This is a genomic window from Streptomyces sp. NPDC085866, from assembly GCF_044541035.1.
Lineage (GTDB): Bacteria > Actinomycetota > Actinomycetes > Streptomycetales > Streptomycetaceae > Streptomyces.
In genome coordinates this window covers 1-25963 of the sequence record NZ_JBITSQ010000024.1, presented here as the reverse complement: position 1 = coordinate 25963, position 25963 = coordinate 1, and the positions used below count along the sequence as shown (strand labels likewise).

The following is a 25963-nucleotide window of genomic DNA, read 5'->3' as shown; positions in this document are numbered from 1 at the left end:
GCAAGTGATCAGCGCAGATGGCCGGTGTCGGGGACACGGCCTGTCGTCGGGTGAAGGGCTCGGCGCCGACCGGATCCCGGGCGGGCGTCGTGGTTCGTGTCCTGGGCGGGATCCCTTCGGATCCCCGATGCAGGTGAGTCAGAACGACTGCTCCGCTGACGAAGCCCGCACCGGAGGCGAGCCAGGTCACGGTGTCGGCCGTCGCGACTTTCTCGAGCGTCTCGGGTGAGTCACCCAGCCGGGGGCGATGGTCAGGTCGGCCCGGGAGGGAGCGGTGAGGGATCTGCGGTCGGCTACAGCAGGCGGCAGGAGCTCGAACCCGATCTTGAGGAGTGCGGCCGGTCGCGACGATTCGGTTCGGTCCGGTGAAAGGGGCGGGCGACGCCCGGCGGGAGGAGTGGTCTGCCAGGATGGCGGCGATGGGGCGGCGTGATGCTCTCGTGGTTGCGGAGCGGGTCCGACGCAGCCGCTGCGGGCAGTGCGGGCGGTACTGTCGTCAGGACGGAGTGCGGTGGTGGGGAGCGGCGGCGCGGCCGATGGTCACCGCCAGCTGGCCCAGTCGGTGCCAGTCCAGGCGGGGCTGGGCCGGGGGCACGCCGGGACGCTCCCGGGGGACCCGCACCCGCAGTGCGCGGGGCGCGATGCGGCAGAGTACGGGCGTGGGCAGCCGCATGGCTTCGCCGTCGATGCCGACGTCGATCATCTCGGAGTCACTGTCGACCAGTACTCTGCGGGCCGTCCGCAGTGTCACCCCGTGGGGTTGCGGGTCCAGTAGAAGCGCTGCCGCTTCGGCGGCGCTGTCCACCGTGACGCCGAGCACGCCCAGCCTTCCGGAGTCGAGCCGTTCGCGCCGGCCGAGGGCCAGTGGATCGCCCGTGCTGTACGGGTTGTTGCTGACCAGCACGGCCTGTGGACTCGTGAGAGTGATGCCCCGGGCCCGTGCGGTGAGTCTCGGGCCGAGCCGGCGGCTGAGAAGGTCGGGCAGCATGCCGAAAGCGGTGATCACCTTGTCCTCGCGGTAGGCGGGGTTCTGGATGACCGCCGCGTACGTGCCGAAGGAGGCGTTGTTGACGAACGGGTGGCCCGCGGCGAACCCGAGGTCCACCCGCAGTTCCACGCCGTCGACGAGTGCGTCGAGGCAGGACGCGGGATCGTCCCGGTCGAGGCCGAGGTCCATCGCGAAGTGGTTGCGGGTGCCTGAGGGGATGACGAGGAACGGAATGCCGTGTTCGGCGGCGACCGCCGCGACGAGTGCCTGAGTGCCGTCGCCGCCGGCGACACCGAGCAGGTCCGCGCCGTCCGCCACGGCTGCCCGGGCCAGTGCGGCGACGTCCTGCCGCTCCTCGGGGTCGAGCAGAACGACGTGCGCTCCGAGTCCTTCCGCCTTTGCCTGGAGGTCGAGTCGGTCGACCTTGCCGCCTCCGGAACGCGGGTTCATGATCAGGAACGGGCGCTCCGGGGGTGCCGTCCGGTGTTCCTTCACGCGAAGGATGCGCTCCCCGTCCCTCCGCAGCGCGTACCGTCCCGCTGCGACGGCAAGGGCCCACAGGGCGAGGGACACTACCAGCGTCCATTGGAACGTGACCACGAACAGGGCGATGAGCGCGGCGGGAGCCACGAGGGCCAGCGCAGCCGCCGCCACCCGGGCAAGGCCGCGGCGGGACAAGGTCCACCACACGGCCGCCGCGGTGACGGCCGCACCGGCGAGCCCGGTCGCGGCGGTCAGGATCCCCTCTGAGCCGCCGTACGCGGCGGGCAACAGTACGGCCAGGGCTGCGGAGGCCAGTGCGGCCCTGGCCGCCCAGCGATGTCGCCGGTGGGCGGAGCCGCGCAGATCTGCGCTCATGGAGTCCTCCGATCGGCAGCGGACCTCGCTGGGCGGATCCGCACGACTGCGAAAGGTACGGGCCGGGGCTGATGTGGCCCGACCGTACTACCCGGTTACGCCAGCGTCTCCGGGCCCCTCGCGAGCCGCGCGTCCTGTGCAGCCCGCGAGGGCCGCGCGATCGCGGTGACGGGGCCCGAAGGCGTCGACTGACTTTGTCCCCAATCTTTCTGATCGATCAAGTCGGTCATGCGACACGAATCCCTCGGCGACGCCAGGTCCGGAGTGCCGGAGGCTGGGCGACTTGGCCAACTGACCTGGTCGTGTGGTGTGGGATGATCCTCCCCATGGCCACCACCCGATCCCCACGCCGTCGGCCCGATGACGCCCGCCGCGTCGAACTGCTCAATGCCGCCCGAACGGTGATCGCCCGAGAGGGCGTCGGGGCGACGACGACGCGCCGCATCACACAGGAGGCGGGGCTGCCGCACGGCATGTTCCACTACTGGTTCTCCGGCAAGGAGGAACTCTTCGAAGAGCTCATCAACGAGGTCATCGAGGAGTTGCGGCAGCACGCTGCCTCGGTGGCCCCCGACGGCTCCGAGTTGGGCGTGGCGGACAGGCTGCGGGCGGCCTTCGAAGTGGCCCGGCACGACGAGGAGAAGCGGCCGGGCAGACAACTGGCCTTCTACGAACTGACCGCCCTCGCGCTGCGCACCCCAGCGCTGCGGGACCTGGCCCGCCGTCAGTACGCCGCCTACCGGGAGGCCTCCACCGAAGCGGCCGCCTCCTGGGCGGCCGAGCACAACGTGGATCTCCCCGGTGGCAGCCAGGCCCTCGGGGAACTTCTCGCCGTGGTGATCGACGGGATGATCCTGGCCTGGCTCGCCGACCCCGAGGGAAGCAACCCCGACCAGGTCTTCGCCCTGCTGGACACGCTGCTCACGCGGGCAGCCACGGTGAGCCCGGAGGCCACCGACAAGTGAGGGCGGGCCCCGATCGCCGGGATGGCGGCGGGCGTCAGTGATCCTGGGCGCTGAGCTGTCGTTCGTCAGTTCCGCCGATACTGGCCTCGCGCCCTGGGGATGGCGGGCTGTCAGCCCAGGTAGGCGGGAGCGACAGCCGAGTTCATCAGTCGGCGGGCCGTGCCGGTGCCGTCGGCGGGGACCGTCCACAGGTCTGAGCCGTAGTCGCCGGGAAGGGCGTAGACGAGGGTGGAGTCGTCGGCCCACAGAGCCTGGTCGTCGATGTTGCGCTGTTCGGCGGTCGCGGTCTCCTTCATCGTGTGCAGGTCGAGGACGTACAACCGCCAGGGCGCGTCGGGAGAGGCTCCCTTGACGCGTTTCTTGTAGGCGATCCGGGTGCCGTCGGGCGAGAGGGAGGGGCATTCGACGTTGCGGTGCAGGGTGGTGAGGGTGCGCGCGGCGACATCGCCGCGGACCAGATAGGTCCGGCCGCTGGTCGCCAGTGTGGCGTAGAAGCGGGTGTCGTCGGCGAAGGTGACACCCCAGATGTTGATGTCGGCGGAGCGGTAGGGACGGCCGTCCTTCGTGATGCGGAACGTCTCCAGGTTGTCGTCCATCGCCCAGGTTCGGGTGTCGACGATGGCGGTACGGGTGGAGAAGTTGGTGCCGGCGTAGGAGTCACCGCTGACGAAGACCGTCCAGGCCACCAGGTGGCCGGAGGGCGAGACCCGGGCCCGGGTGGGGATGCCTGCTGCCGGGAAGTGGTGCAGTTCGTGCAGGTGCGAGTCGAGTACGACCGCCCGGTAGGTGTCCTGCAGCGCACCGTGCACGGCCTGCAGGCAGATGCCGGTACCGGCCGCCGCGTGGAAACGCAGACACTTGACGCCCGATGCGGTGCGCGGCCCCTGCGGATCGTCGGCGGGCACGGTGGAGATCTCGTCGCGGTGCGGGCCCCAGGCCAGGTTGCGCACCAGCAGCCGGCGGCCGGCCGTCGGCCGGAGCGAGACGGTTCCGGGACGCACGGTCGGACCGTTCGCCTGCTGCTGGTCACGCATGCCCGACCGGTGGGCGGCGTAGAGCACCGCCCCGGTGCCGACGCTCCCGAGCAGCAGGACGGCGGCCATCAGGATCACCAGACGGGTGGTTCTGGTCATGTGGACACCTCATCGGCGGGACGAAGGACGAACGAGGCCACGAGGGCGCTGATGGCCAGTGCGGCGGTGGCGACGGCGAGTGCGGTTCGCCCGCCCCACAGACTCCAGACCGCGCCGAAGACGAGCGAGCAGGTGAACCGGGCCAGTGCCTGGCCGGTGCCGACCAGTGCCTGCCCGGCACCTTGGTGCTGTGCCGGCACGGCGTCGGCAGTGGCGGCCGCGAGGACTCCGTCGGTGGCGGCGTAGAAGGTGCCGTGCAGCACGAGGACGGCGACCACGGCCGGGACTCCGTGCCAAGGGGAGAGCACCAGGCCGTACCCGAGCAGCAGGACGCCGTGGCCGCTCAGGAAGAGCAGGCGGCGGCTGCTGCGGTCGGCGAGTGCGCCGAGCGGGACGGCGAGCAGCAGGAAGAAGGCGGCGGTGCCCAGCGGCAGCAGCGGGAACAGATGGGCGGGCAGGTTTCCTTCGCGCTGGAGCAGCAGATAGAGGAAGGAGTCGCTGACGGTGGTCAGGCCGAGCAGGGTCGCGCACACGGTGAGCCGGCGCAGCTCGGGGCGGCGTAGTAGCCCGAGCGCATCGCGTAGCACCGGCCGGGCCGATTCGGGCAGTTGCACGGCACCGGCTGGAGCGATGTGGCGGGGCACGAAGAGCACCAGCACCAGGACCCCCAGCGCGGCGACGCAGCCGCTGACCGCGAAGACCGCGTCGTAGCCGTCGACGGTGGCCCGCAGCACGGCGAAGGCGACGAGCGGGCCGAGCAGCGCACCGGTGGTGTCCATGGCACGGTGCACCCCGAACGCCCGCCCCCGGTGCTCGGGTTCGGTGGCCAGCGAGATCATCGCGTCCCGAGGGGCGGTGCGTAGCCCTTTGCCGGTGCGGTCGGCCGCGAGCACGGCGCTGATCACGGGGAGCGTGTGGGCGATCAGCAGCAGCGGCTTGCACACCGCCGACAGGCCGTAGCCGAGGCCCGCCACGACCTTGTGCCGGCGGCCACCCCGGTCGGCGAGGTGGCCGCCGGCCAGCCGGACCAGAGCCCCGACGCCGTTGTTGATGCCGTCCAGCAGTCCGAATCCGAGCGGCGACAGACCGAGGCCCACGACCACGTAGAGCGGCAGAACTGCGGTGACCATCTCCGAGGAGATGTCCGTGATCAGGCTGACCGCACCCAGGGCCAGCACGGTTCCTGGCACAGCGGCCGGCCGCCGCCCCGGACGGGTGTCCGAGGCGACGGCGGGCTTGGTGCTGCGGGAGTCCGCGAGATACACGGGCGTCAGTTCCAGACGCCGGTGATGTCGGAAGCCGAGGCGGCGTTGCCCGCGTGCGTGGTCAGACCGGCCAGGTCCTCCACGGTGCGCAGTACGTTGTAGTGGTTGTAGGTGGTGGAGCTGGAGCTGCCGGGGGCGACGTGCTGCCCGTACAGGACCGTGGGGATGCGGTTGCCGGACAGCTTGTTGTCCTCGTCGAAGGTGACGGCGAGGATGCTGTTGTGGGTCTGGGCCCAGGTGGCGTAGGCGCCCAGGTTGTTCTGGATCCAGGTGTCGCCCGTGGAGACCGAGCAGTCGTGCATGTCACTGCACAGGTTCGGGACGACGAAGGAGACCTTGGGCAGGGTCGTGTAGTCGGTCGGGAACTGCGCCATGGTCATCGCGGTGTTCGTCGGCACGTTGGAGAAGCCGAACCACGGGTTGTGCTTCTGCGCGTAGTTGCCGCTGCTGCAGACCGTCGAACCCTGACTGGGCAGCGACTCGTTGTAGCTCTTCCAGGTCTTGCCCGCGGCGATCAGCTCGGAGGCGAGGTTGGGAGCGGAGATGGAACCGACGCTGACGCAACTGTCGTCGGTGCGGCCCTGGTTGGAGCCCGAGAAGAGCATGTAGTAGTTCGGCTCACTGGGGTGGGTGAGGCCGTAGGACTGGGTGAGGTTGGCGCCACCCGCCTTGAGGGTGTTGTTGATGTACGGGGCGCTGGAGCTGCCGATCACCTGCGAGTAGGCGTGGTTCTCCATCACCACGACCACCACGTGGTCGGGGGTCGGGAGGGCGGCGGCCTGAGCGGTGGAGGCCGTGGCGGTCCACAGGCCGATCGACGTGGCGGTGAGGGCGACAGCCCCGGCGAGTGCGGCGAGGGGACGTCGGTTGCGCTTGGGAGCCTTGACGGCGGTCATGACTGTCCTCCGGACAGAAGTGACGGACGTTCGGGGGAGCGGCGCCGTAACCCTAGAAGCACCAGGCCGGAAATGGGTGAAGGGCAGACGAACGGTGGGCCTCGCCGGGCAAAGGTCACAACACGCACGGGTAACGCACAGAAAAAGCCGCCAGTCACAGGGTCGACGACCCTCGTTGGAGACGGTCAGCCCAGCCGCACCTCGCTGCTTCCCCGCCCCCACACGCCCCGGACCGCCATGGGTTTCCATCATGCGAACGGATCGATATCGGATCGCGTCAGGAGGTCACCCGCCGGCACGCTGCCCTCTATGAATCACGCGGATGCTCATCGGAGGACGAGCTGGTGTTGGCAAGACGACGGTGGGGTGGGAAGTTTCGGCGCTGCTGCGAGCCGCGGCGGTCTGTCACGCGATTGTCGTGGGTGACTTCATGGGGCAGGTGCATCCGGCACCAGAGGGAGATCCTCGCCGCGCGGAGGTCACCGAGACCGATCTGACCGCCGTGTGGGCGAACTTCGCCCAGCGGCTACCAGCGCCTGATCCGTACGAACACCGTGAGCGTGCACGAGTCCTGCTCAATGCCTCCGACGCCACCGCCCGTGAGCTGGTGGGACGGCAACTCGGTTCGGAACTGGATCAGGAGCTGGAGGGCGGCGTCCGCAACATGCCGGCCGGCAGGACTCGGCGTGGACACCGACGAAGCCGACGGCCGTGACTTCGGAGTCCGCGGTTCCCGCTGCCACATCACCCGCGCCGCCGAGGCGTTCGGCTTGAGGGTCCTGCCCTGCTACCCGCTCGCCAGCGGACTCCCGACCGGCAAGTACTCCTCCGGCAAGGCCCTGAAGGCGCGCAGCTGACCCAGTTCCGCCAGGACAACTTCGACAGCCGACCTGGGTCGGTTCATGGCCTTCGTTGACTTCGCCGCGAAGCGGGGTCTGGCCGAGGTCCAAGTCGCCTTCTCCCGGCCGGCCTCCCGCCCCGCCGTCGCCTCGGTGATCGCCGGTGCCACGCAGCCCGACCAGGTCACGCAGAGTGCCGCCACCGTCGGATACGAGTTCGGCGGGGACGACCTGGCCGAGTTGGACGAGATCTTTCCCCCGGTGGCGCCCATCGCGCTCTTCTGACGGCCCGTAAGCCGAGCCCTCGGACTGAACCTCCGCTCCTTCCGGCCTTGTCGGTCCTCCACCACGCCCCGATGCCGGGGCTCGTCATGCTTTCGGCAGGGGGCGGACGGTGAGGATCTGCTGGGCGTGTCCGACCGGGCCGTCGACGTCGTGCAGGACCGTGCCGGTGAGGCCCTGACCGGAGGGGCCGAAGGTGACGGTGGTGTCCAGCCCGGTCCACGGTCCACGCGGTCGGCGGTGCAGGTGGACGGTCAGGTCGACGTTGGGGAACGTCCATTCCGTGGGCGGCTGCCGGACGGCGATGCCGTTGGCGGTGTCGACCAGGGCGGGATACGACGCGAGTGGGCTGACCGGAGCACCGGCGACCAGGTCGAGGGGGGAGACCCAGGCGGTCGCACGGCCCGGCCGGGGCGGGGTGACCGGGCGGACGTCCGGGGAGGTGATGTAGCCGCCCGCCACCGCTGACCGGCTGATGGTGCTCCGCAACACCGTCCCTTACCGCTTCCAGCGCGCCGTCGACCACTACCACCTCGTTCTCGACGCCAACGCCTTCGACCTCCATTTCGCTCTCACGATCTGCCGCTGGCCCGGGTCGAAGGTCCTGCACCGCGAGTGAAGATGACGGGCCCGGGCCGCGACCACGGCGATCCACCCGGGCGCCTGGCCGACGGCCACGTGCCCCCTCACCGCTCCAGTACGAGCAGCTGTGCCTCCTTCGGTGACCAGCCGACCGTCACCGCGGCGTCGAGGTCGCCGGTCGCGCGTGAGCCCGTGCCGAGTTCGCGCATGACCACGTCCTGGCCGCCCACGTGCAGTCGGTGACGGATCGTGGCGCCGAGGCTGGTGGACGACAGCAGCCGACCGGAGCCGCGGTTCTCGGTGCGGTCGGCGTCGACGAACCGCAGATGCTCCGGGCGGACGGAGACGGCGTATGCGTCGCCCTCGGCCCCACGGTCCCGTACCCGGCCGACTCCCCAGGCGCCGAGGTCGACGACGGCCTCGCCGCTCTTGCGTTCCAGCACCGTGCAGGGCAGCAGGTTGGTGTCGCCGAGGAAAGTGGCCACCCAGTCGGTACGTGGATGGGCGTACACGTCCTCGGGCGTACCCTCCTGCACGATCCTGCCGTCGCGCATGACCACGATCCGGTCGGACATGGACATGGCCTCTTCCTGATCATGGGTGACGAACAGGACGGAGATGCCGAGCGACTGCTGCAGTGTCTTCACCTCGTCCTGCATCTGCTCACGCAGACGCTTGTCCAGAGCGGCCATCGGTTCGTCCAGCAGCAGGGCAGCCGGGTTGAACACCAGGGCGCGGGCGAGTGCGACACGCTGCTGCTGGCCGCCGGACATCTGCCGGGGACGACGGTCGCCGAGCCCGGCCAGTCCGACGCGGGCGAGTGCCTCTTCCGCACGCCTGCGCCGCTCGCCACGCTGGATTCCTCGCATCCGCAGCGGGAACTCGACGTTCTCGGCGGCGGTCATGTGCGGGAACAGGGCGTAACTCTGGAAGACGACGCCGAGGTTGCGGTCCTTCGGGGGAAGCCGGTCCACGGGTTCGCCGTCGATCAGCACGGTGCCGGAGGTGAGTTCCTCGAAGCCGGCGACCATCATCATGGTCGTGGTCTTGCCGGAGCCGCTCGGTCCGAGCAGCGTCACGAACTCACCGGACTCGACCGACAGATCGAGATCGTCGACGGCGGCAACGCTGCCGTACGTCTTACGGACGCTGCGCAACTCGATGGCGCCACGGCGCTCTTCATGGGGAGGCGAGGCTGATGCCTGCTGTGTGGTCGTGGTCGTCATGGTTCACCCTGTCTGTTCGGGGGCGGTCAAGGGGAGCAGCCGTGCGGCGGAGCGGCGGCGGATGGTGAAGCAGACTTGGACGAGCAGACCGAGCGTGGCGACGGTGACGAGCATCGCCGATGACACGGCGATCTTCGGGGTCAGGTTGTACTGGATGTCGGTGAACATCTTCACCGGCAGCGTCGTCGCGTCCGGGGACTGCAGGAACAGCGCGATGACCGTCTCGTCGATGGACACGGAGAAGGCGAACAGGGCGCCCGCGACGAGCCCCAGCCGGATGACCGGAAGATAGACGAACCGCATGACGGAGAAGACTCCCGCGCCCAGGCTGCTCGCCGAGCGGACGAGCGCCGGATTCAGCCCGGCGAGGCTGGCCCGCACGGTGAGGAAGGCGTACGGCACCGCGATCACTGCATGGGCGAGGCCGATCGGCAGGACCGTCCCCACCATGCCCAGGGAGATGAAGAACTGGTAGAAGGCCAGTGCCATCACCACCGCGGGCACGATCATCGGTGCGAGCAGCAGGCCCGTCACCGCCGCCTTCCCGGGAAACGTACGCCCGTGCAGTGCCACGGCTGCTGTTCCCCCGATCACCACCGCCATCACCACCGCGACTCCGGCCGCCTGCAGACTCGCGGACAGGGCAGCCATCCACGCCTGGTCGTCGAAGAAGCCGGTGACCGCGTTCGTGGACAACTGCTTGGGCGGGAAAGTGATGTATCGGCTGCCGGTGAACGCCACCGGCAGCACGATCAGCGTCGGCACCACGAGGAAGACGAAGACCGGCACAGAGGCGATCAGCGAGGACACATGTCGAGGTCTAGCGAGCCTCATGTTCGCCTCCTGCGCGAAGGATCCGCTGGTACACGGCTACGAGTACGCTGACGACGATGGTCAACAGCAGCGCGAGCGCCGACGCACCGGCGAAGTCGGTCAACTGCCGTGCATAGAAATCGATCTGATTGGCGATCATCATGTCGCCGGGGCCACCGAGCACGACGGGCGTGATGAAGAACCCCGTGCTGATGATGAACACCAGCAGACCCGCGGCGGAGACCCCGGGCACGGTCAGAGGCAGGATGATCCGCCGGAAGACCGACGCCTCGCCCGCCCCCAGCGAACGGGCGGCCAGTTCGAGCCGGTCGTCGATCGCGGCCAGGGCCGCGAAGATCGGGAAGACGGCGTACGGCAGCAGATAGTGCACCATGCCGACCACGACGGCGAAGCGGTTGTGGAGCAGGGCCAGCGGGGCGTGGGTGAGGCCGAGTCCCTGCAGCGCGGCGTTCACCAGACCGTTGTCCTGGCGGCACCCCTCGCGGGGAGTCTGCTCACCGCGTGCAGTGAAGGGGCATGGCAGGGATCAGCCCCGGGGGGAAAAGGGGATGCTGCGAACTGCGATGTGCGCCATGAGCGAACAGACCGGAGTGTGGCCCGCGGCTTACAGCCGTCGCCCATGGCAATGGACATTCCGGAGCTCGTCGACATCCGCCGCCACGATCAGGCGACCCGCGGAAAGGGAACGAGCCGGTACCCGCGGTCTGTGCCAGTCCGGCGACCGCGTGGCGCAACAGTAGGAATATGCCCTCTGTGCGTCAACGCTCAGAGCCGTGTGCAAACCATCCATTGACGTGGCCGGATCATGGATGAATCCGCCACTTCTTGGCCGGTCGGAGTAGCGGATAGCGTCGTCGTCACCCCTTCCGCCTCGTCCGGGCCGACCCCCTGGCCCCGGCATGACCGGGACGCATGCGCACGGCGCCCCGCCATCCCCTGGGGCGCCGCGTCACCGCCATCGTCCAGCCGGCCTGGGCGCAGAGCTGCCGACGGCGGCTCTCCCTCTGATCGCCGATTCCTCCATCACGATTCCCGAGCCACGAGGAGCACAGAACGTCGTGAGCGAAATTCACGTGCTGCGCAATTACATCGACGGTGCATTCATCGATGCGAAGGACGGCCGTACGCTGCCAGTACTCGACCCCACCACCGGTGAGGTCTACGCGAGTTCGCCGCTCTCGGGGCCGGCGGACGTGGACGCGGCGATGGCGTCCGCAGCGGCGGCCTTTGCCGTGTGGCGCGACTCCACTCCCGGCATCCGGCAGAAGCTGCTCCTGAATATCGCGGACGCCGTCGAGACACGTGCTGAGGAGCTGGTCGCGGCGGAGTGCCGGGACACCGGCAAGCCCCGCGCCGTGACCAGGACCGAAGAGATCGTTCCCATGGTCGACCAATTGCGCTTCTTCGCGGGCGCTGCGCGCCTGCTCGAGGGCAAGGCGGCGGGGGAGTACACGGCGGGCCTCACCTCCATCATCCGGCGCGAGCCGATCGGTGTGTGTGCACAGGTTGCGCCCTGGAATTACCCCATGATGACGGCGGTGTGGAAGTTCGCGCCCGCGATCGCCGCGGGGAATACCGTGGTCCTCAAGCCGTCGGACACCACCCCCGCGTCCACGGTGCTGCTCGCACGGATCGTGGGCGACGTACTGAAGGAGCTGGGTCTTCCGGCCGGTGTGCTCAATGTCGTGTGCGGCGACCGGAACACCGGGCAGCTGATGGTCGAGCACGCGGTCCCGGCGCTGGCCGCGATAACCGGCTCGGTCCGTGCCGGCATCCAGGTCGCCCAGAGCGCCGCCAAGGACGTCAAACGGGTCCACCTGGAACTCGGCGGCAAGGCACCCGTGGTCGTCTTCGATGACGCGGACATCGTGCAGGCCGTTGAGGGCATCACGGCCGCGGGCTTCTTCAACGCCGGGCAGGACTGCACGGCCGCCACTCGCGTTCTCGTGCACGAGTCCGTCCACGACGAGTTCGTCGCCGAGCTGGCCAAGGCCGCCGCCGACGTCAAGACGGGTGGTGTCGACGAGGAGGGCGTGGTTTTCGGCCCGCTCAACAATGCCAACCAGCTCGCACAGGTGAGCGGTTTCGTCGATCGGCTCCCTTCGCACGCCACCGTCGAGGCAGGAGGTCACCGCGTCGGTGGCAGCGGCTACTTCTACGCACCCACCGTCGTCTCCGGCCTCAAGCAGGACGACGAGATCATCCAGAACGAGGTCTTCGGCCCGGTCATCACCGTCCAGTCCTTCGCCGACGAGGATCAGGCCGTGGAGTGGGCCAACGGCGTCGACTACGCCCTCGCGTCCTCGGTCTGGACAAAGGACCACGCCCGCGCGATGCGCATGTCGAAGCGCCTCGACTTCGGCTGCGTATGGATCAACACCCACATGGTCCTCGTCGCAGAGATGCCCCACGGCGGCTACAAGAAGTCCGGCTACGGCAAGGACCTTTCGGCCTACGGTTTCGAGGACTACACCCGCGTCAAACACGTCATGACATCGCTGTGATCGGGCAGGTCTACCCCCATCCGCTCCTGGCCTGCGGAAATGAGTGAGGTGAAGCTCGTCGCTCCTGGTCCGGATCTTGGTGGGCGGGGGCCGCTTTCACGGACAGAGGCCTTGTGGTGCGGCGCGTCGAGACGATCCGCACAGGCAGGTCCGGCCGGCGTTCCGGCTGAGAGGTGCGGCCGCCGGAGGCCCGGGCGGTTGCCCCGTGCTAATATCGACCGTTTGCAGCGTCGCTGTGTCGGTGCCACGGTTCGGTGTCCCTGGCTGGTGTCCGCGTCCCCGCCGCGCCTTCCTCGGTACGGTCCCTTCGGAGAAGGCTTTCTGTGAGCGAATCAGCACGTGCCGTTGCCCGGCAGCAGGACTATGCGTCCGAGGCGTCGGCCGCCACTTCGACGCAGCCCACGGTGGCGTCCTTCGCGCAGCTGGGGCTGCCGGCCCAGGTTTTGCGGGCGCTCGGCGAGCACGGTGTGACTGTGCCCTTCCCCATCCAGGCCGCGGCGCTGCCGAACGCACTCGCGGGACGGGACGTCCTGGGCCGGGGCCGCACAGGATCCGGCAAGACGCTCGCCTTCGGCCTGGGGATGCTCGCCCGGACGGCCGGACAACGCGCGCAGCCCAAGGAGCCGCTGGCGCTCGTTCTGGTGCCCACCAGGGAGCTGGCGCAGCAGGTCGGTGAGGCGCTCAACCCGTACGCCGAGGCGCTGCGGCTGAGGCTTGCAACCGTGGTGGGCGGAGTGTCTATCGGACGGCAGGCAGCCGTGCTGAGGGACGGCGCCGAGATCGTCGTCGCCACGCCCGGTCGGCTGCACGACCTCGTCGAGCGCAAGGGCTGCCGACTGGGACGGGTGCGCATCACGGTTCTGGACGAGGCCGACCAGATGTGTGACATGGGGTTCCTGCCGCAGGTCACCGAGATTCTGGACCAGGTGCGTCCCGACGGGCAACGGATGTTGTTCTCCGCCACCCTCGACCGCGACGTCGACCAGCTGGTGCAGCGCTACCTGCGCAACCCCGCCGTGCACTCCGTGGACCCCTCGTCCAGCGCGGTCTCCGCGATCGAGCACCACGTCTTCGTCGTGCACGGTCCGGACCGGTACGCCGTGACCACGGAGATCGCCGCCCGGGACGGCCGCGTCCTGCTGTTCCTGGACACCAAGCACGGCGTCGACCAGCTCACGCGGCATCTGCGGGCGAACGGCGTGGCCGCCGCCGCCCTGCACAGCGGGAAGTCCCAGCCGCAGCGCACCCGGACGCTGGCCCAGTTCAAGAACGGGCAGGTCACCTCGCTGGTAGCGACGAACGTCGCCGCACGCGGCCTGCACGTCGACGACCTCGACCTCGTGGTCAACGTCGACCCGGCCACCGACCCGAAGGACTATCTGCACCGCGCGGGCCGCACGGCCCGGGCCGGCCGCTCCGGCACCGTCGTGACACTCGTCCTGTCGGGACAGCGCCGCGAGACGAGCCGGGTCATGGAGGACGCCGACGTCGTCCCCAAGGTCACCAAAGTGCGGTCCGGCGAGGCGGAGCTGAGCCGGATCACCGGCGCCAAGGCCCCCTCTGGAAAGCCTCTCGACGGTGGGCCGGCCGTACCGCGCCCCAAGAACCACAACGCCCCCTTCCGCGGCCTGGGCAGCACCAAGGATGCGAAGGGCGGCGCCGGTGGCAGGTCGTCCCGCAAGAGCAGCGAGGCCCGCAAGCTCGCGGAGGCCCGCGAGGCGGCCCGGGTGCGGCGCGGCGGCTGAGCCCGGCTTCCCCGACCGCCGGGCGGTGTCTTCGTCTACGCTGCTGGGCGGATACACGGGACCGGAGATCGGCCGGCGTGCACCGGACGGCGTCACATGTATGGGTGACCGCGCGCAGGGGGAGGCGTGCAGGCGATGGAGAACAGCGCGGACCTGCCATGGCGGATCGGTGTCTACACCGTCGAGCGAAAGCTGGGCGCGGGCGGCATGGGGACGGTCTACCTCGCCCGGTCACCGGGCGGCCGGGCCGTCGCGGTCAAGGTGGCCCGGCCCGAACTGGCGGCCGACCCGCACTTCCGTGAACGGTTCCGCGCAGAGGTAGAGGCCGCCCGCAGAGTCGGAGGTTTCCACACGGCTCCGGTCGTGGACGCCGATCCCGACGCGGAGGCGCCCTGGATGGCCACGGCGTACATCCCCGGATTCACGCTCGCGGAGCTGATCGAGCGTCAAGGGTCCATGGACAAAGACCAGTTGAGGGCTCTCGGGGCAGCGTTGGCCGAGGCGCTCCAAGCCGTCCACGCCTGCGGGCTCGTACACCGGGATCTGAAGCCGGGTAACATCATCATGGCCGACGACGGCCCACGCGTCCTCGACTTCGGCATCGCGAGGGCCGTGGAGTCCACCCGGCTGACCGCCACCGGGGCGGCCTTCGGCACTCCCGGATACCTCGCGCCCGAGCAGGCGCAGGGCGACGAAGTCGGTGGTGCCGCCGATGTGTTCGCGCTCGGGGCCGTGCTCGTCGCGGCGGCCGGAGGCAGGGCGTTCGGCACCGGCACGCCTATGGGGCTGATGTACCGATCGGTGCACGAGCCTGCGGATCTCTCCGCGCTGCCCGGGGAGTTGCGGGCGCTGGTCGCCGCCTGCCTGTCCAAGGACCCGACGGGCCGTCCCACGCCCGAGGCGCTCCTGGGCTCGCTCATGCCGAACCCGAACCCGAGCCCGAGTCCGGACCCCGTACCGGACCCGAACACATTCGCGCTCGCCACCCCTGCCCGGCCGCGCGTCGCGCCACCGGTCCCGGTCGTGCCTCCGGCCGATCCCGGCCGCGTCGACGAACCTCTCCGGCCCGCCCCGGCCGGACCCTCGCGCTCGCCCCGCGTGATCACCCTGCTGATCGTGGCCGCGGCCTCGACGAGCGCGCTCGTGGGCGGCCTCTTCGCGCTCACACGGCAAGGGGACGACAACAGAGGCGGCGGACCCTCCGTCACCGCTTCGGAATCCCGGCGGGCCAATTCCCGTGCTTCCGCTCCGCCGTCCACGCCCGCAGCGTCCCGGGTGAGCACAGCCCCCAAGGACCGGGTCACCGTCGTGGTGACCGCTAAGAGCGGGCGGAGCTGGATCTCGGCGAAGGACCACAACGGCCTAGTGCTGTTCGACGGACTGCTCGACGACGGCGAGAGCAAGAACTTCACGGACAAGAACCAGATCAGCCTGGTCCTTGGCGATGCCTCCGCCGTCCAGCTTGTCGTCAACGGCAAGGAGGTCCCGAACGACTTCCAGCCCGGCCAGGTGCGACGTCTCACCTATGGCAGAGGCGATTAGGTGTAGTGACCCCCAGCGTTGTCGACGCGGCTGACGGGCGGGTGTCCGCCGAGCGCGGTGTGGCAGCGGTGGTGGCTTAGGTGTGGAGGACGTCTGCCAAGGCCTCGCTCCGCCTGGTGTTTGAGGTGTAGGTCCGCTGGTACGCCCGTTCGTCGAGAAGGGTGCGGTTGAAGCGTTCGACCATGCCGTTGGTCTGCACGGGACGTCTTCGATCGCGAACCGCTGCCCGCCGACCATCTCCTGCGCTCCCTGCACAACGCAGTGGTGCCCCCTCATCGATACGTGAGCCGGGACCTGTGCGGAGCAGACAGCCGGCCCAGGTCATCGTCATGACGCTCTCGATGACGAGGGGCGGTGCTACAGCAGACCTCATCCAGCAGGTTGTATAACCAGATCATGATCTATCATGTTGTTTCGCTGGATGACTGGACCGCCCAGCCTGACCAGCCGTACACACCCGGTTCCCTCGCCGAGGACGGGTTCGTCCATTGCGCTCCCGACGAGGCGACCACGCTGGCAGTCGTCAACGCCTTCTACCGGGATGCGCCGAGGCCGCTGCTGGCTCTGCTCCTCGACGAGGGTCGGCTCACTGCGAAGTGTGTTTTCGAGGCCGCGGTGCCCACCCCGCCGCCCGGGACTGCCGACGGTGTCATGTTCCCGCATGTGTTCGGCCCGCTCAACCGCGACGCCGTCGAGCGTGTCCTGGAGATCCAGTGGGACGCTGACGGCCAGGCGACAGGACTGCGGGACGTGAGTTGACATTCGTGTTCTCCGGACCGCCCAGGGTCGAGACGACCTGCGCTTCCTCCAGAGCGTTTCTGGTGGTCTGTGGACTCAGCCGGCCCGGCGGTTGTCTCCGGCCTGACAGCCGTCATGGTCTCGGGGTGTCGCGCGGATGAGTTCGGGAAGCTGCTTGAAGAACCGGACGAGCTGCGTCATGACGAGGCCGGCAACCGAGCAGGCGCCAATGATGGCCAGGGTGAAGGTGTGCCACACGAACGACTCCAGTCCTCGGGCCGGACTGGAGCCCGGCAGCCACAGTCACACCACCGTGGCTGTGAGCGTGGGGCGGGGCGATTCCGCATCATCGTCCGCAGGCACCAGCACGCTGCCGCGCCCACTCCGATCCGCCGCCGGCACCCGCCTCACAAGGGGCCGAAGGTGTGGAGCACATGGACGAAACCGCGTGGCAGAGCCTGGTCGCCCGCCTGGTGGAGGTGGTGCAGGAGGCGAGGGCCGGGCCGCTCGCGCGACGGCTTCACCACCAAGCGCCAGCTGAGCCCGGACGGCCGCTGCCGCCAGCTGTCCCTGATCGTCACACCAAGGCAGCGGGCACAGCGGCACAGCGTCAAGCGGATCTTCGACTGCCTGGTCGCCGAGCATGGTGTGGCGGAGGTGACCTACCCCATGTTGCGCGCCTATGTCGCCGACCGCCGCCCGCAGATACGGATTGAAGCGGGCCGCTGAACGCGTTCATCCCGTAGACCCACATGCAGGGGGCCGAAGCAGCGGTCGATTTCGGGGACGTGACGATCCGTCTGGCCGGCGAGCAGATCAAAGTCATCCTGTTCGCGATGCGTCTGTCGTACTCCGGCAAGGCCGTGCATCGCATCTTCGCGCCCTGCGGGCAGGAGGCGTTCTTCGAAGGTCACGTCCACGCTCGCAGCGTGCTGTGCGGAGTGCCGACCGACAAGGTCCGTTACGACAACGTTGGCTTGCCCCCCGGCTCTGGACGGCGCAGATCGGCTGGGGAATCGCTTGGCCAGTGCTCGGCGGAGAGATCATCATGTGGGAATGTCTGAGAACCGATCCACTGTGGCACCGACTGTGGTGCGGCTTGCCCACTACACGAAGGCGGACCAGGAGGAGATCCTTGGCAACAGCGATGATCCCTTCGGTGTCGCCTGGACCGGTCTGACCTGGCTGCCGAAAGAGGAGCATTTCGGTATCAGGCACGACGCTCGACTCGTGGCACACGCCGGCCTGCTGCGACTGCCTGTCGCGATCGGCGACGCCGAGACAGAGGTGGTGGGCGTCGGCGGGGTGGCCGTCGCACCCGGCATGCAAGGTCAGGGGCTGGCGAGGCTCGTCGTCGCAGCTGTACTGGAGCACGCCCGCACGATGGGTCCTCAGCACGCGCTCCTGTTCTGCCGACCTCCCCTCGTATCGCTCTACCAGCGCCTCGGATGGCACCCGCTCGACAATGACGTACTCGTCGAACAACCCGAATCCCGCCTGGTGACCATGCCGCTGCGGACCATGGTGACGCCCCTGCACGACGACGCCCGCTGGCCCTCAGGGCCAGTACGGCTGTTCTCGCTCCCCATGTGACGGGCCCCTTCGGCAAAAGCCGCCCGGCGCGGCGACAAAGAGTCCACCCATCCCGTCCCGGTGTCAGTTCTCACCAACATTTTCCGGCCTGCGATCAGCAAGTGCTGCCCAAACCCGGTGACAAAGGGTGTCGGAACTGTCCAGCGGCCGTTCTGCTTGATGTTGCTCAGGCCGGTCTCAAGGACGAGCGTCTCCTCGTCAGCGTCAGAACGCGAACCAGAAGGCTGCTCCTGCGTCAGGTCGGCCGCCAATACGTCGAGTTCGCCGTACGTCTTCGCGGCGTAAGCCCGATCGAGCCTCTCCTCCAACTCGGTAGGGTCGATGCGGCCTTCACCCGCGGCGACTCGCAGTTGCTCAGCAACCGACTCCCGGCCGGCGTCTCCTGCGTCCACAGCTCCACTATGTCCTGCGACGTCAACTCCGGTACCCGCTCGCTGTCAGTCATGGTGCGACTCTGTAACCGCACGGGCGAAGTACCTCCCGACCTGGCCTTGGGACGCGCATGGGACCCATCGGGCAGGCCTTACCGACCTTCGAAGCGTGGTGTCGTGGAGCTGACGGGTGGTGATCCCTGCGGTAGTCGACGTCACGTCGGCCGAGTCCTCGCGTCTTGTTCTGGCGGTGTCACAGGCCGAGGCCCAGCAGCCGTGAGGGCTCCCATGGGGCGACCCCAGGGCACCATGGTGCGGGTTCGCTCGATCGACGTTGGCGCGTCTGTCGCCATCAATGGGTTCGCCAGCACCCTGAGCCGGCTGCGTCCGATTGGTCTGGGCGAGCCGGATCAGGGTGAGTGGACCGTCAGTCCTCCAGGCGGACCGGCATCAGGATCGAGAAGGTGCCCTCGTCGTCGGGCCGGCGGATCGCGATCGGCGCTGTGGGGGTGGCGAGCTCGAGAATCAGTCGGTCCCGGGCCCCGGCGGCCAGCGCGTCCAGCAGGAACTCACGGTTGACGGCGATGCGGTTCGGGCCAGCGTCACCGTCTGTGCAAAGGGTCGCCGTGCCGCCATCCTCCACCCTGAGCACGCTGAGGTCGGGCGCTCCGGCCTCGCCGGAACGGACAGGGCCGGTCTCCAGGGCCTTGCGGAAGGCCGCCACCTCGACAGCGGCGCGGCGCCCTGCGGCCTGGGGGAGGAGACGACGGTAGTCGGGGAAGTCGTGGTCGAGGCACTGACCGGCTGCCTGCCCGTCCCCGGCCTCCAGCGTCACGCGGTCACCGTCGACAGACAGCCGCACGGGTCCCTCGCCGTCCAACAGCGCCCGCATCGCGTCGACGAGCGGGGTGGGCACGATGACCTGCACTCGGCTCCCGTCGTGCCCGGCGATACCGGCCTGCGCGACAGCCATTCGGTACCGGTCGGTGGCCACGAAGTGGAGTCTCTCGCCCTCGATGTCGAACAGGACCCCGCCGAGCATCGGCAGTTCAGGGTCGGTACTCGCCGCGAAACGGACCGCGTCCAGCGCGGCTGCCAGCTCGGGTGCGGCGCCGGACAGCCGGACGGTGGCGATGCGGAGCGAAGTCATGGCATTCTCCCGGTGATCGAGTAGTACTCGGAGCGCGGAGAACTCGCTGCGGGCATCGGACAGTCCCTGTTCGAGACGGCACAGGTGCGCCTTGAGCAGTTTTCGGACCAGATCGGTGTCCGCGCCGGACCAGCTGGCCAGCACCAGCCTGATGTCCGGCAGCGGCATTCCGGCCCGGCGCAAGCGGGCCAGTAGCCGGGCCTCTTCGAGCTGCTCGGGTTCGTACCAGCGGTAACCGCTCACCGGATCCACCCAGGCCGGGACCAGCACACCGGCACGGTCGTAGAACCGCAGGGTGCTCACGCCCAGGCCGCTGTCGCGGGCCATCTCGCCAATGCTGTGCATGTCGTTCTCCACAACCAACACTCTGGGCCCTGCACAAGGTCGAGGGTCAACCCGGCTCGGGAGCGGATGTCGCGACAGCGGAAGGCAGGTGCTGCGGGTCGACGGCACTTGGGCGAGACTGTCAGCAGAGGAAGCTGTCCCCCATTGGTCTATCGCACCGCCCGACGCTCCCTCCCCGCCACGGCGTAGCCGACGTACGGCCCACCTGCCTTGAATGCCATGGCCTCACGGTCTGGCCCGGACCAGCCATGTACCGGCAAGGCAGCCATCGAGTACGTCGCTGCGGTACTGGAGCCGGCGCGATCCTTGACGGACGGCGGTGATCAGGTCCTCGGGATCTGCGAAGGCGCGGTTGGCCAGTGTGGTGCGCCGCACAACCGACCAGATGCCTTCGACTGGGTTGAGGTCGGGTGAGCACGGCGGCAGCTGGTAGACGGTCAGCCGGCCCCGCTCGGCGATGAATTGCCTCATCCCGGCGGTCAGACGAGTGTTGAGATTGTCCCAACCCAGCACGACGGGGCCACCGAGCTCCTGGTGGGCGGACCGGATCAGGTCGCGGTAATCGGTCCAAGCAAAGCTCTTGCGCCCGTCAAAGCGGGGGTCGGCGCGGGGCCGGTAGATCAGCTGCGACGACTGGCCGGGCTTGTAGCAGGTCGGCGCGCCGACCGATAAGCGGCTTCGGGAGCGGCCGCGTACCCGCACGATCGGGGTGTGGCCGCGCCTGGGCCAGGTACGGGTGGTGGGCGGCGTCATCGAGAAGCCGGCTTCGTCCTCGAAGACGAGCCAGGCGTCGAGCGCCGCCGCGGGCCTTCCACGCTCGGCCAGGTCTCCTTCACCCAGCCGCCCACCGCCGTCTCGTCACGTTCGACAGCCCGGCGGGCGGGAACCTGACAGGACCAGCCGTGCCGCTTGAGCAGAGCCGACACTCCCTGGACGGTGTAGCTCTTGTGGAACCCCCGCCCGATCAACGTGCCGCGGGCCTCGACGGTGCCGCGCACCAGCAGGAGTCCTGAGTGGAACACGCTGTGCGCGCAGGCCTCGTGGGAGTCCTTGAGTCTCCCAGACGATCACACTCGGCCGCCGGCACGCGGCACACCTCGCCCGGCTGCTGCGGGAGCTGCAGCGATTCCTCGGCCCCAGCACACACCGGCAACCGCCCCGTCACCACAGCGATTCCGAGCGCTCCAACCGGTCCTGGGCCGGGGCTGAGGGGTCCGGCGCCAGGCGCTGGACCACTTCCCGCGCGTGGACGACCGTGCTCGCAGTGGTCAAGCGGGGTGGGCTGCGCGAGAGGAGTGGGGCCCTGGACTGGGTCCGTCCGGGCTCTGGGAGATCAGGGCCTTGCGGTGTTGCGGCCCGCTTCGCGAACAGGCTGGCGGAACGTGGCGCGGTAGTCCCGCGGGCGCTGGCCCGTGTGCCGGGCGAATATGGCGCTGAATGTGCTCGTGTCCGCGTATCCCAGGTCGGCTGCGATGCGCAGGATGGTCCTGTCGGTCGTCTCCAGAAGATGACGAGCCCGGCGGACCCGAGCGGATTGCAGGTATGCGAGCGGGGTCTGTCCGGCCTCATGGCCGAAGCGGCGGAGCATGGTTCGCGTGCTCACGTGAAACGCTTCGGCGAGGGCGGACAGGTCGTAGCGAGCCCCGAGATTCTGGTCGAGCCACCGCTTCACACCGAGTGAGAACTCGCGGCCCACGGCGGGCATCAACTCCAGGTCGACGTAGGGTGCCTGGGTGGAGCGTGCGTCGTCGACGAGGGCGATGCGTGCGGTGCTGCGGGCTACGCGGGGGCCGTCGTGCTCACGGATCAACTGGAGTGCGAAGTCGTACATGGCACTGAAGGCTGCCGTCGTCGTCACACCTCGGTCGGTGAGCACCAGGTGCTCGGGGTGCACCTTCACGTCGGAGTAGCGGCGGGCGAACTGATCCGCGAAAAGCCAGGACGTCGTCGCTTCGCGTCCGTCGAGCAGGCCGGCCTCAGCGAGGAGGAAGGCACCGACACAGATCGACACGACGACGGTTCCGGAGGCGGCCTGCGACCGAATCGACGTCACTTCGGGCCTCAGGTTCGCGAGCGTCGCGCCGAGATCGAGCCTGGGCGAGAGCTCGAAACCCGGCACGATCAGTACATCGACTGGCCGCAACGCCGAGACCTCGATGGCCGAGCCGCCGGACACGACCACCCGTCGCCGGGGCGAGACGACGGACACCTCGTACCGCGGTCGGTCCGACCCTTGCGCTGCCGCGATGTGATCGGCCATGGCCAGCAGGTCGGGGATCCCGAACACTTCCGAGGCGAAGCAGCCGGGATACGCCAGTACACCCAGGCGCAGCGGTTTCATGGTTCCTCCGGCTCTCCACAGGGTGGCGATATCGCCTTACCATGTGGCGATATCGCCGGTTCCCGTCGGGCGAGTGTCTCACCAAACTCTTGATCATGACAACGATGAGGACGCGGCGCGACGACCCCTTGGACGACTTCTCCCGGAGAGTCGTCACCGTCGACGACGTCAGCAAGACTGTGTACGTTGCCGGGTCAGGGCCCGGCGTCATCCTGATGCCCGAGATGCCGGGCATCAGCCCCGACGTAGCGCGTTTGGCACGCTGGGTACGCGATGCCGGCTTCTGCGTGTATCTGCCCTCTCTCTTCGGCGTCGACGGCGCCTACCCAACCACCGAGGCAGGCAACGCCGTTGCCCGGCGCGCATGCGTCAGCGCCGAGTTCCGTGCGTTCGCTGGGGGCGGCACCAGTCCGGTCGTCGCATGGCTGCGCGGCCTCGCGCGTATCGCGCACACGGAGTGCGGCGGGCCGGGCGTCGGCGCCGTCGGACTGTGCTTCACCGGCAACTTCGCGCTGACCATGGCGCTCGAACCGGCGGTCATCGCGCCGGTCGTCAATCATCCCTCGCTGCCGCTCGACGACCCCGGGGGTCTGGAGATCGCAGACGAAGATGCTGTTGCGCTGGCCGAACGCATCGACCGAGACGGATTGACGGTACTTGCCTACCGCTTCGACAACGACAGGTGGTGCACGGGCCAGCGGTTCGCGGCCTACCAAGCACTCCTCGGCGAAGCGTTCGACGGCCGCGTGCTTCCCTCCGACGTGGCGAACACGAACCCTCCGCCCTTCTTCCGCGACGTCGTCGGGTGCGCCCACAGCGTCGTCACGGCACATCTAGTGGACGAGCAGGGTCACCCGACGCTACGTGCCCGTGATGAGATCATCGCCTTCCTCACGGAACGGCTCAGAGAGTGACGCGCGAGCCTCGCCGGAACACCTGCCTGGCCTGACCAGACAATCCCGCCGTGTTCCTGGCCTCCGACCTCGCCCGCGAGGTCCTGCTCGCCCTGACCGGCCCCCGCAACTACGACGACGCCGCGCCTGATTACAGCCGCGCCGCGCGCTCTCGCCTCCTTCGAGTCCTCGCCGATGAACTCCGCGAAGCACACGAACAGCCACTGCACCCGCCCGAGCCACGGGACGACCGACTGCAAGCCATTGCCCGGACGCTGCAAGAGACGCCGGCAGACAACGCCACGCCGGCCGAACTCGGGAAGGCGATCGGAGCCAGCACCCGCACCCTCAGCCGACTCTTCCGCAGCGAACGGCATGACCTTCTATGAGTGGCGCACGCAGCTACGCATCTACCACGCGCTCGTGCTCCTCGCCGACGGCCACGGCACCACCCGAACCGCCGACGCCTGCGGATGTGCCAACCCCAGCAGCTTCATCTCGGCGTTCACCGACATCAGGAGTTGCCACCAGGTGAGGTTGGGGATGCCGTGGATGCTGTATTCGAGGTGGCGGGCGAGGAAGGCGAGGGTGCACTGGGCGTGTTGGGCGTTCTACGAGAGAGCCAATGATGTGATCACTACATGAAGAAGATCGCATTAGGCGCAGCAACACTCATAGCCGTGGCCTCCCTGTCGGCGGGGTCTGTCGCCTCTGCGGCCCCCATGCCCGTGCAGCCGCACCCCTGGGACAAGCGCATCAAGTGCCGGGCCAAGGACCCCCAGGGCCGGAAGATCGTCACCCGGTACGGGAACTCCGAGTTCGGCCGGCAGGACCAGGATTACGATGCCTGCAGGGGGCAGACCATCGGCGTCATCAACGCGTTCTGCAAGAACCAGCCGGGGAACAAGTGTCCGGCCTGGGCAAAGCTGTGACAGCTCCAGGCCAGGACCACCACCAAGGGGTCTTTGAGCGTCTGCCCGGGATCGTCCGCACCCTGGTCGCCGATCACACACCGGACCTCCCCGCCTTCAAGGGGCTGGTGATCACCGGCAGCGACCGTATGCGGTTGTACCTGACGGCACCCGACGGAAGCCTCACCTACGGCGCCGACGTGATCATCAGCCACACCGGCCCCGGCCTGCTCTCCGGAATCACATCCGGCTACCTCGACAACGAGCATGACCAGAAGCCGACCGACGATCCCCTGTGCGATGTGGTCGTAGACCTGACCAGGTACTGAACGGCCACCAGGGCGCGCGCACCAGGAACACGAGCGGCCCCCCGGAAGGCATCTTCCGGGGGGCCGCTCGTCGCTGCCATACAGAACGTTGAGAAGCTGTGTCTGATCCCGACACGAAAACTCCGGGGCTCGCTGCTCGGGGCGCCGGTCCCGGATCCGCACCGCCCGGCGCGGCATTGACCCCAACATGAATGACGCGGTCGCAGTCACCCTGGTTACCGGCGGGTTCACCTTGTTGGCATCCGCCACCTCCAGCTGGTTCGCCATGCGAGCAACTGGCCGACAAGCGGCTCAGTGCCTGTTTGCGATCCGCAGGGTCTGTATGAGACGTGGCTTCCAGTGTTGACACACCGCCGGGCCGTTTCTGATGCGCTCGGCCGCGAACCAGCTCGTCGGTGCGGGCGGCCGAGCGGGCGGGCAGTGGTCATCTCGCGGGCCCCGGGCTCAGGGCGGACCGTGACGCGGCGGTCGCGCCCGCCCCGAGCACGCACGTCGCCGACTATGCGGCGGGGGTGAGTTCGGCGCGGCCGAACAGCAGCGCGTAGCCGGAAGGGAGCTGGCGCAGGATGCGGGTGATGAGGTCGGGGCCGGCGTAGGCCGCGACGGCGGAGAAGACGGATCCGGTGTCCCAGCGGGTGGTGCCCAGGGAGGCGCCGGTGCGGGCGGCGAGGTCCTTGACGAAGGCCCAGCCACCCAGCGGCTGGGTGTCGGGGATCTGGGCGGTGAGGATGCGCGCGGCCTCAACGGGCAGGCGGGCGGCCAGTTCGACGCGTTCGTCGCCGGTCAGCTGGCGTCCCAGTCCCGAAAGGGCGAGGCGGACGGCTTCCTCGGCCTTCTCACGGGTGGGGTAGGCACCTTCGTAGCGGACCGTCTCCAGCATGTGCTCGTAGGCCCTCCCGTAGGGCTGCTGGAGCGGCGCGCTCCGGTCGGACATCACTGCGATGGTTGCCTTTCTGTCACCAGGGTCGTGGTGGCCGGTGTGCGGTCACCGGGGGGTGGGTGGTCAGGTGGGCTGGGGGCGGCCGAAGAGGAGGTCGTAGCCCGCGGGGAGCTGGAGCAGGATTTCCTTGAGGAGGTCGTCTCCGGCGGCGTCGGCGACCGTGGACAGGACGGCGCTGACGTCCCAGGCCGCGGTCTGTTCGGTGGCCCCTTCGATCCAGGCCGCGGTCGCCCGCACGAACCGCTTCGGGGGCAGCGGCTCGGCGCTCTGCAGCGGGTTCAGCAGGATCAGGGCGAAGTCTTCCGGCAGACGCGCCGCCAGCTGGGCACGTACCTGGCCGACCAGGTGTGCGCCCAGCAGGGCGAGCACCACGCGGGCCGCGCGTTCGGCCTCCTGCAGGGTGTCGTAATCGCCGCGTTCCTTCACATGGTCGAGGAACGCTTCGCGTCGCACAGTCACGTCGGCCGCCCCCCTTCCTCAGGTCCACGGGGCGCGGAGGACGGGCGAGGGGGAGATCAGGTACCCGTCCTCCGCCGCTGTTCAACCCTCATCGGGTCCGGCTCAGCCGGAGATCTCCTTGCGGCCGGGTCCGGCGCCGATGGAGATCTTGCGGGGCTTGGCGCGCTCGGCGATCGGGATGCGCAGGGTGAGCACCCCGGCGTCGTAGTCGGCCTGGATGTGCTCGGTGTCCAG

The 25963-nt window shown here is 69.0% G+C and carries 30 protein-coding genes and 5 pseudogenes; 17 read left to right on the top strand and 18 right to left on the bottom strand.

Annotated elements, in window-relative coordinates; genetic code table 11:
- Positions 1-496: 496 nt before the first annotated feature.
- Positions 497-1846, bottom strand: coding sequence for a diacylglycerol/lipid kinase family protein (locus ACIF83_RS41175; RefSeq protein WP_399735165.1), 1350 nt, complete (start codon positions 1844-1846; stop codon positions 497-499).
- A 326-nt stretch (positions 1847-2172) separates the two neighbouring features.
- On the opposite strand from ACIF83_RS41175, the gene ACIF83_RS41170 reads away from it, so the two are divergent.
- Positions 2173-2811 carry a TetR/AcrR family transcriptional regulator gene (locus tag ACIF83_RS41170; protein WP_393483856.1) on the top strand — a complete coding sequence of 213 codons (639 nt, stop codon included), beginning with the start codon at positions 2173-2175 and terminating at the stop codon, positions 2809-2811.
- A 110-nt stretch (positions 2812-2921) separates the two neighbouring features.
- On the opposite strand, the gene ACIF83_RS41165 is transcribed toward ACIF83_RS41170, so the two are convergent.
- The 3 genes from ACIF83_RS41165 to ACIF83_RS41155 are packed head-to-tail and all read right to left on the bottom strand — an operon-like array spanning position 2922 to position 6105.
- Positions 2922-3944 carry a TolB family protein gene (locus ACIF83_RS41165; RefSeq protein ID WP_399735162.1) on the bottom strand — a complete coding sequence of 341 codons (1023 nt, stop codon included), beginning with the start codon at positions 3942-3944 and terminating at the stop codon, positions 2922-2924.
- Positions 3941-5209 carry an MFS transporter gene (locus ACIF83_RS41160; RefSeq protein ID WP_399735159.1) on the bottom strand — a complete coding sequence of 423 codons (1269 nt, stop codon included), beginning with the start codon at positions 5207-5209 and terminating at the stop codon, positions 3941-3943. Before ACIF83_RS41160 ends, ACIF83_RS41165 begins: the two co-directional genes overlap by 4 nt.
- Before the next feature lie 5 nt (positions 5210-5214).
- Positions 5215-6105 carry an alkaline phosphatase family protein gene (locus tag ACIF83_RS41155; protein ID WP_393483848.1) on the bottom strand — a complete coding sequence of 297 codons (891 nt, stop codon included), beginning with the start codon at positions 6103-6105 and terminating at the stop codon, positions 5215-5217.
- A gap of 322 nt (positions 6106-6427) precedes the next feature.
- On the opposite strand from ACIF83_RS41155, the pseudogene ACIF83_RS41150 reads away from it, so the two are divergent.
- From ACIF83_RS41150 to ACIF83_RS41140, 3 genes and pseudogenes are all read left to right on the top strand, one after another.
- Positions 6428-6766 (top strand): annotated as a pseudogene (locus ACIF83_RS41150) (hypothetical protein); the annotation flags it as partial.
- 25 nt (positions 6767-6791) lie between these two features.
- Positions 6792-6962 carry a hypothetical protein gene (locus tag ACIF83_RS41145; protein ID WP_393483845.1) on the top strand — a complete coding sequence of 57 codons (171 nt, stop codon included), beginning with the start codon at positions 6792-6794 and terminating at the stop codon, positions 6960-6962.
- A gap of 45 nt (positions 6963-7007) precedes the next feature.
- Entirely contained in the window at positions 7008-7229 is a 222-nt protein-coding gene (locus ACIF83_RS41140) for a hypothetical protein (RefSeq protein WP_393483842.1), read from the top strand.
- An 84-nt stretch (positions 7230-7313) separates the two neighbouring features.
- Here ACIF83_RS41140 and ACIF83_RS41135 read toward each other — a convergent pair.
- A pseudogene (locus ACIF83_RS41135) lies at positions 7314-7682 on the bottom strand (thioesterase family protein); the annotation flags it as partial.
- 19 nt (positions 7683-7701) lie between these two features.
- Between ACIF83_RS41135 and ACIF83_RS41130 the strand changes: the two are divergent.
- Complete coding sequence (locus tag ACIF83_RS41130; RefSeq protein ID WP_393483839.1) at positions 7702-7845, top strand: hypothetical protein; 144 nt, start codon at positions 7702-7704, stop codon at positions 7843-7845.
- A 67-nt stretch (positions 7846-7912) separates the two neighbouring features.
- On the opposite strand, the gene ACIF83_RS41125 is transcribed toward ACIF83_RS41130, so the two are convergent.
- From ACIF83_RS41125 to ACIF83_RS41115, 3 genes are read right to left on the bottom strand one after another with little or no spacing between them, the layout of a single operon-like run.
- Positions 7913-9034: an ABC transporter ATP-binding protein gene (locus ACIF83_RS41125; protein ID WP_399735155.1), complete on the bottom strand. Its 1122-nt coding sequence runs from the start codon at positions 9032-9034 to the stop codon at positions 7913-7915.
- Positions 9035-9037: 3 nt separating this feature from the next.
- A complete protein-coding gene (locus tag ACIF83_RS41120) occupies positions 9038-9844 on the bottom strand; it encodes an ABC transporter permease (RefSeq protein ID WP_399735152.1) in 807 nt (268 codons plus the stop codon).
- A gap of 10 nt (positions 9845-9854) precedes the next feature.
- Complete coding sequence (locus ACIF83_RS41115; protein ID WP_399735149.1) at positions 9855-10322, bottom strand: ABC transporter permease; 468 nt, start codon at positions 10320-10322, stop codon at positions 9855-9857.
- A 604-nt stretch (positions 10323-10926) separates the two neighbouring features.
- On the opposite strand from ACIF83_RS41115, the gene ACIF83_RS41110 reads away from it, so the two are divergent.
- The 3 genes from ACIF83_RS41110 (at position 10927) to ACIF83_RS41100 (ending at position 15659) form a co-directional block, all read left to right on the top strand.
- Positions 10927-12372 (top strand): gamma-aminobutyraldehyde dehydrogenase, encoded by a 1446-nt coding sequence (locus ACIF83_RS41110; RefSeq protein ID WP_398141422.1) that lies wholly within the window; start codon positions 10927-10929, stop codon positions 12370-12372.
- A 323-nt stretch (positions 12373-12695) separates the two neighbouring features.
- Positions 12696-14117, top strand: coding sequence for a DEAD/DEAH box helicase (locus tag ACIF83_RS41105; protein WP_393483822.1), 1422 nt, complete (start codon positions 12696-12698; stop codon positions 14115-14117).
- A 135-nt stretch (positions 14118-14252) separates the two neighbouring features.
- A complete protein-coding gene (locus ACIF83_RS41100; protein WP_399735146.1) occupies positions 14253-15659 on the top strand; it encodes a RodZ domain-containing protein in 1407 nt (468 codons plus the stop codon).
- On the opposite strand, the pseudogene ACIF83_RS41095 reads toward ACIF83_RS41100, so the two are convergent.
- Positions 15656-15879 (bottom strand): annotated as a pseudogene (locus ACIF83_RS41095) (integrase core domain-containing protein); the annotation flags it as partial. The gene ACIF83_RS41100 and the pseudogene ACIF83_RS41095 overlap by 4 nt on opposite strands.
- Positions 15880-16055: 176 nt before the next feature.
- Here ACIF83_RS41095 and ACIF83_RS41090 point away from each other — a divergent pair.
- Positions 16056-16418, top strand: coding sequence for a DUF952 domain-containing protein (locus tag ACIF83_RS41090; protein WP_398141417.1), 363 nt, complete (start codon positions 16056-16058; stop codon positions 16416-16418).
- A gap of 75 nt (positions 16419-16493) precedes the next feature.
- On the opposite strand, the gene ACIF83_RS41085 is transcribed toward ACIF83_RS41090, so the two are convergent.
- Positions 16494-16655, bottom strand: coding sequence for a hypothetical protein (locus ACIF83_RS41085; RefSeq protein ID WP_399735143.1), 162 nt, complete (start codon positions 16653-16655; stop codon positions 16494-16496).
- Between the two features lie 165 nt (positions 16656-16820).
- Between ACIF83_RS41085 and ACIF83_RS41080 the strand changes: the two genes are divergently transcribed.
- The 3 genes from ACIF83_RS41080 to ACIF83_RS41070 are packed head-to-tail and all read left to right on the top strand — an operon-like array spanning position 16821 to position 17990.
- Positions 16821-17126 (top strand): hypothetical protein, encoded by a 306-nt coding sequence (locus tag ACIF83_RS41080; RefSeq protein ID WP_399735140.1) that lies wholly within the window; start codon positions 16821-16823, stop codon positions 17124-17126.
- Positions 17127-17149: 23 nt separating this feature from the next.
- Complete coding sequence (locus ACIF83_RS41075; RefSeq protein ID WP_399735137.1) at positions 17150-17461, top strand: hypothetical protein; 312 nt, start codon at positions 17150-17152, stop codon at positions 17459-17461.
- On the top strand, positions 17454-17990 hold the full coding sequence (locus tag ACIF83_RS41070) for a GNAT family N-acetyltransferase (protein ID WP_399735134.1): 537 nt from the start codon (positions 17454-17456) through the stop codon (positions 17988-17990). The genes ACIF83_RS41075 and ACIF83_RS41070 overlap by 8 nt, the downstream gene beginning before the upstream one ends.
- 248 nt (positions 17991-18238) lie before the next feature.
- On the opposite strand, the pseudogene ACIF83_RS41065 reads toward ACIF83_RS41070, so the two are convergent.
- The 5 genes and pseudogenes from ACIF83_RS41065 to ACIF83_RS41045 all read right to left on the bottom strand — a co-directional run.
- A pseudogene (locus ACIF83_RS41065) lies at positions 18239-18382 on the bottom strand (DUF1707 domain-containing protein); the annotation flags it as partial.
- Positions 18383-18788: 406 nt separating this feature from the next.
- Complete coding sequence (locus ACIF83_RS41060) at positions 18789-19856, bottom strand: MerR family transcriptional regulator (RefSeq protein WP_399735131.1); 1068 nt, start codon at positions 19854-19856, stop codon at positions 18789-18791.
- Between the two features lie 225 nt (positions 19857-20081).
- Positions 20082-20609 carry a transposase gene (locus ACIF83_RS41055; RefSeq protein ID WP_399735128.1) on the bottom strand — a complete coding sequence of 176 codons (528 nt, stop codon included), beginning with the start codon at positions 20607-20609 and terminating at the stop codon, positions 20082-20084.
- A pseudogene (locus ACIF83_RS41050) lies at positions 20606-20827 on the bottom strand (winged helix-turn-helix domain-containing protein); the annotation flags it as partial. The pseudogene ACIF83_RS41050 and the gene ACIF83_RS41055, both read right to left, overlap by 4 nt.
- A gap of 362 nt (positions 20828-21189) precedes the next feature.
- Positions 21190-22197: a GlxA family transcriptional regulator gene (locus tag ACIF83_RS41045; protein WP_399735125.1), complete on the bottom strand. Its 1008-nt coding sequence runs from the start codon at positions 22195-22197 to the stop codon at positions 21190-21192.
- Positions 22198-22292: 95 nt separating this feature from the next.
- Here ACIF83_RS41045 and ACIF83_RS41040 point away from each other — a divergent pair, with 95 nt between their 5' ends.
- Genes ACIF83_RS41040 through ACIF83_RS41020 form a run of 5 tightly spaced genes read left to right on the top strand, consistent with a single transcriptional unit; the run spans position 22293 to position 24330 of the window.
- Entirely contained in the window at positions 22293-23111 is an 819-nt protein-coding gene (locus ACIF83_RS41040; RefSeq protein WP_393483792.1) for a dienelactone hydrolase family protein, read from the top strand.
- 50 nt (positions 23112-23161) lie between these two features.
- On the top strand, positions 23162-23479 hold the full coding sequence (locus ACIF83_RS41035) for a hypothetical protein (RefSeq protein ID WP_398141935.1): 318 nt from the start codon (positions 23162-23164) through the stop codon (positions 23477-23479).
- Positions 23466-23735 carry a hypothetical protein gene (locus ACIF83_RS41030; RefSeq protein ID WP_399735120.1) on the top strand — a complete coding sequence of 90 codons (270 nt, stop codon included), beginning with the start codon at positions 23466-23468 and terminating at the stop codon, positions 23733-23735. The genes ACIF83_RS41035 and ACIF83_RS41030 overlap by 14 nt, the downstream gene beginning before the upstream one ends.
- Positions 23732-24022, top strand: coding sequence for a hypothetical protein (locus ACIF83_RS41025; RefSeq protein WP_399735118.1), 291 nt, complete (start codon positions 23732-23734; stop codon positions 24020-24022). Before ACIF83_RS41030 ends, ACIF83_RS41025 begins: the two co-directional genes overlap by 4 nt.
- On the top strand, positions 24019-24330 hold the full coding sequence (locus ACIF83_RS41020) for a hypothetical protein (protein ID WP_393483780.1): 312 nt from the start codon (positions 24019-24021) through the stop codon (positions 24328-24330). Before ACIF83_RS41025 ends, ACIF83_RS41020 begins: the two co-directional genes overlap by 4 nt.
- Positions 24331-24829: 499 nt before the next feature.
- Here the strand turns inward: ACIF83_RS41020 and ACIF83_RS41015 are convergent, their stop codons facing one another.
- The 3 genes from ACIF83_RS41015 to ACIF83_RS41005 all read right to left on the bottom strand — a co-directional run.
- Entirely contained in the window at positions 24830-25264 is a 435-nt protein-coding gene (locus tag ACIF83_RS41015; RefSeq protein WP_398141938.1) for a DUF2267 domain-containing protein, read from the bottom strand.
- Between the two features lie 69 nt (positions 25265-25333).
- On the bottom strand, positions 25334-25729 hold the full coding sequence (locus ACIF83_RS41010) for a DUF2267 domain-containing protein (RefSeq protein ID WP_399735114.1): 396 nt from the start codon (positions 25727-25729) through the stop codon (positions 25334-25336).
- Between the two features lie 102 nt (positions 25730-25831).
- The coding region (locus ACIF83_RS41005) for an Hsp20/alpha crystallin family protein (protein ID WP_399726269.1) at positions 25832-25963 on the bottom strand (132 nt) is incomplete at its 5' end.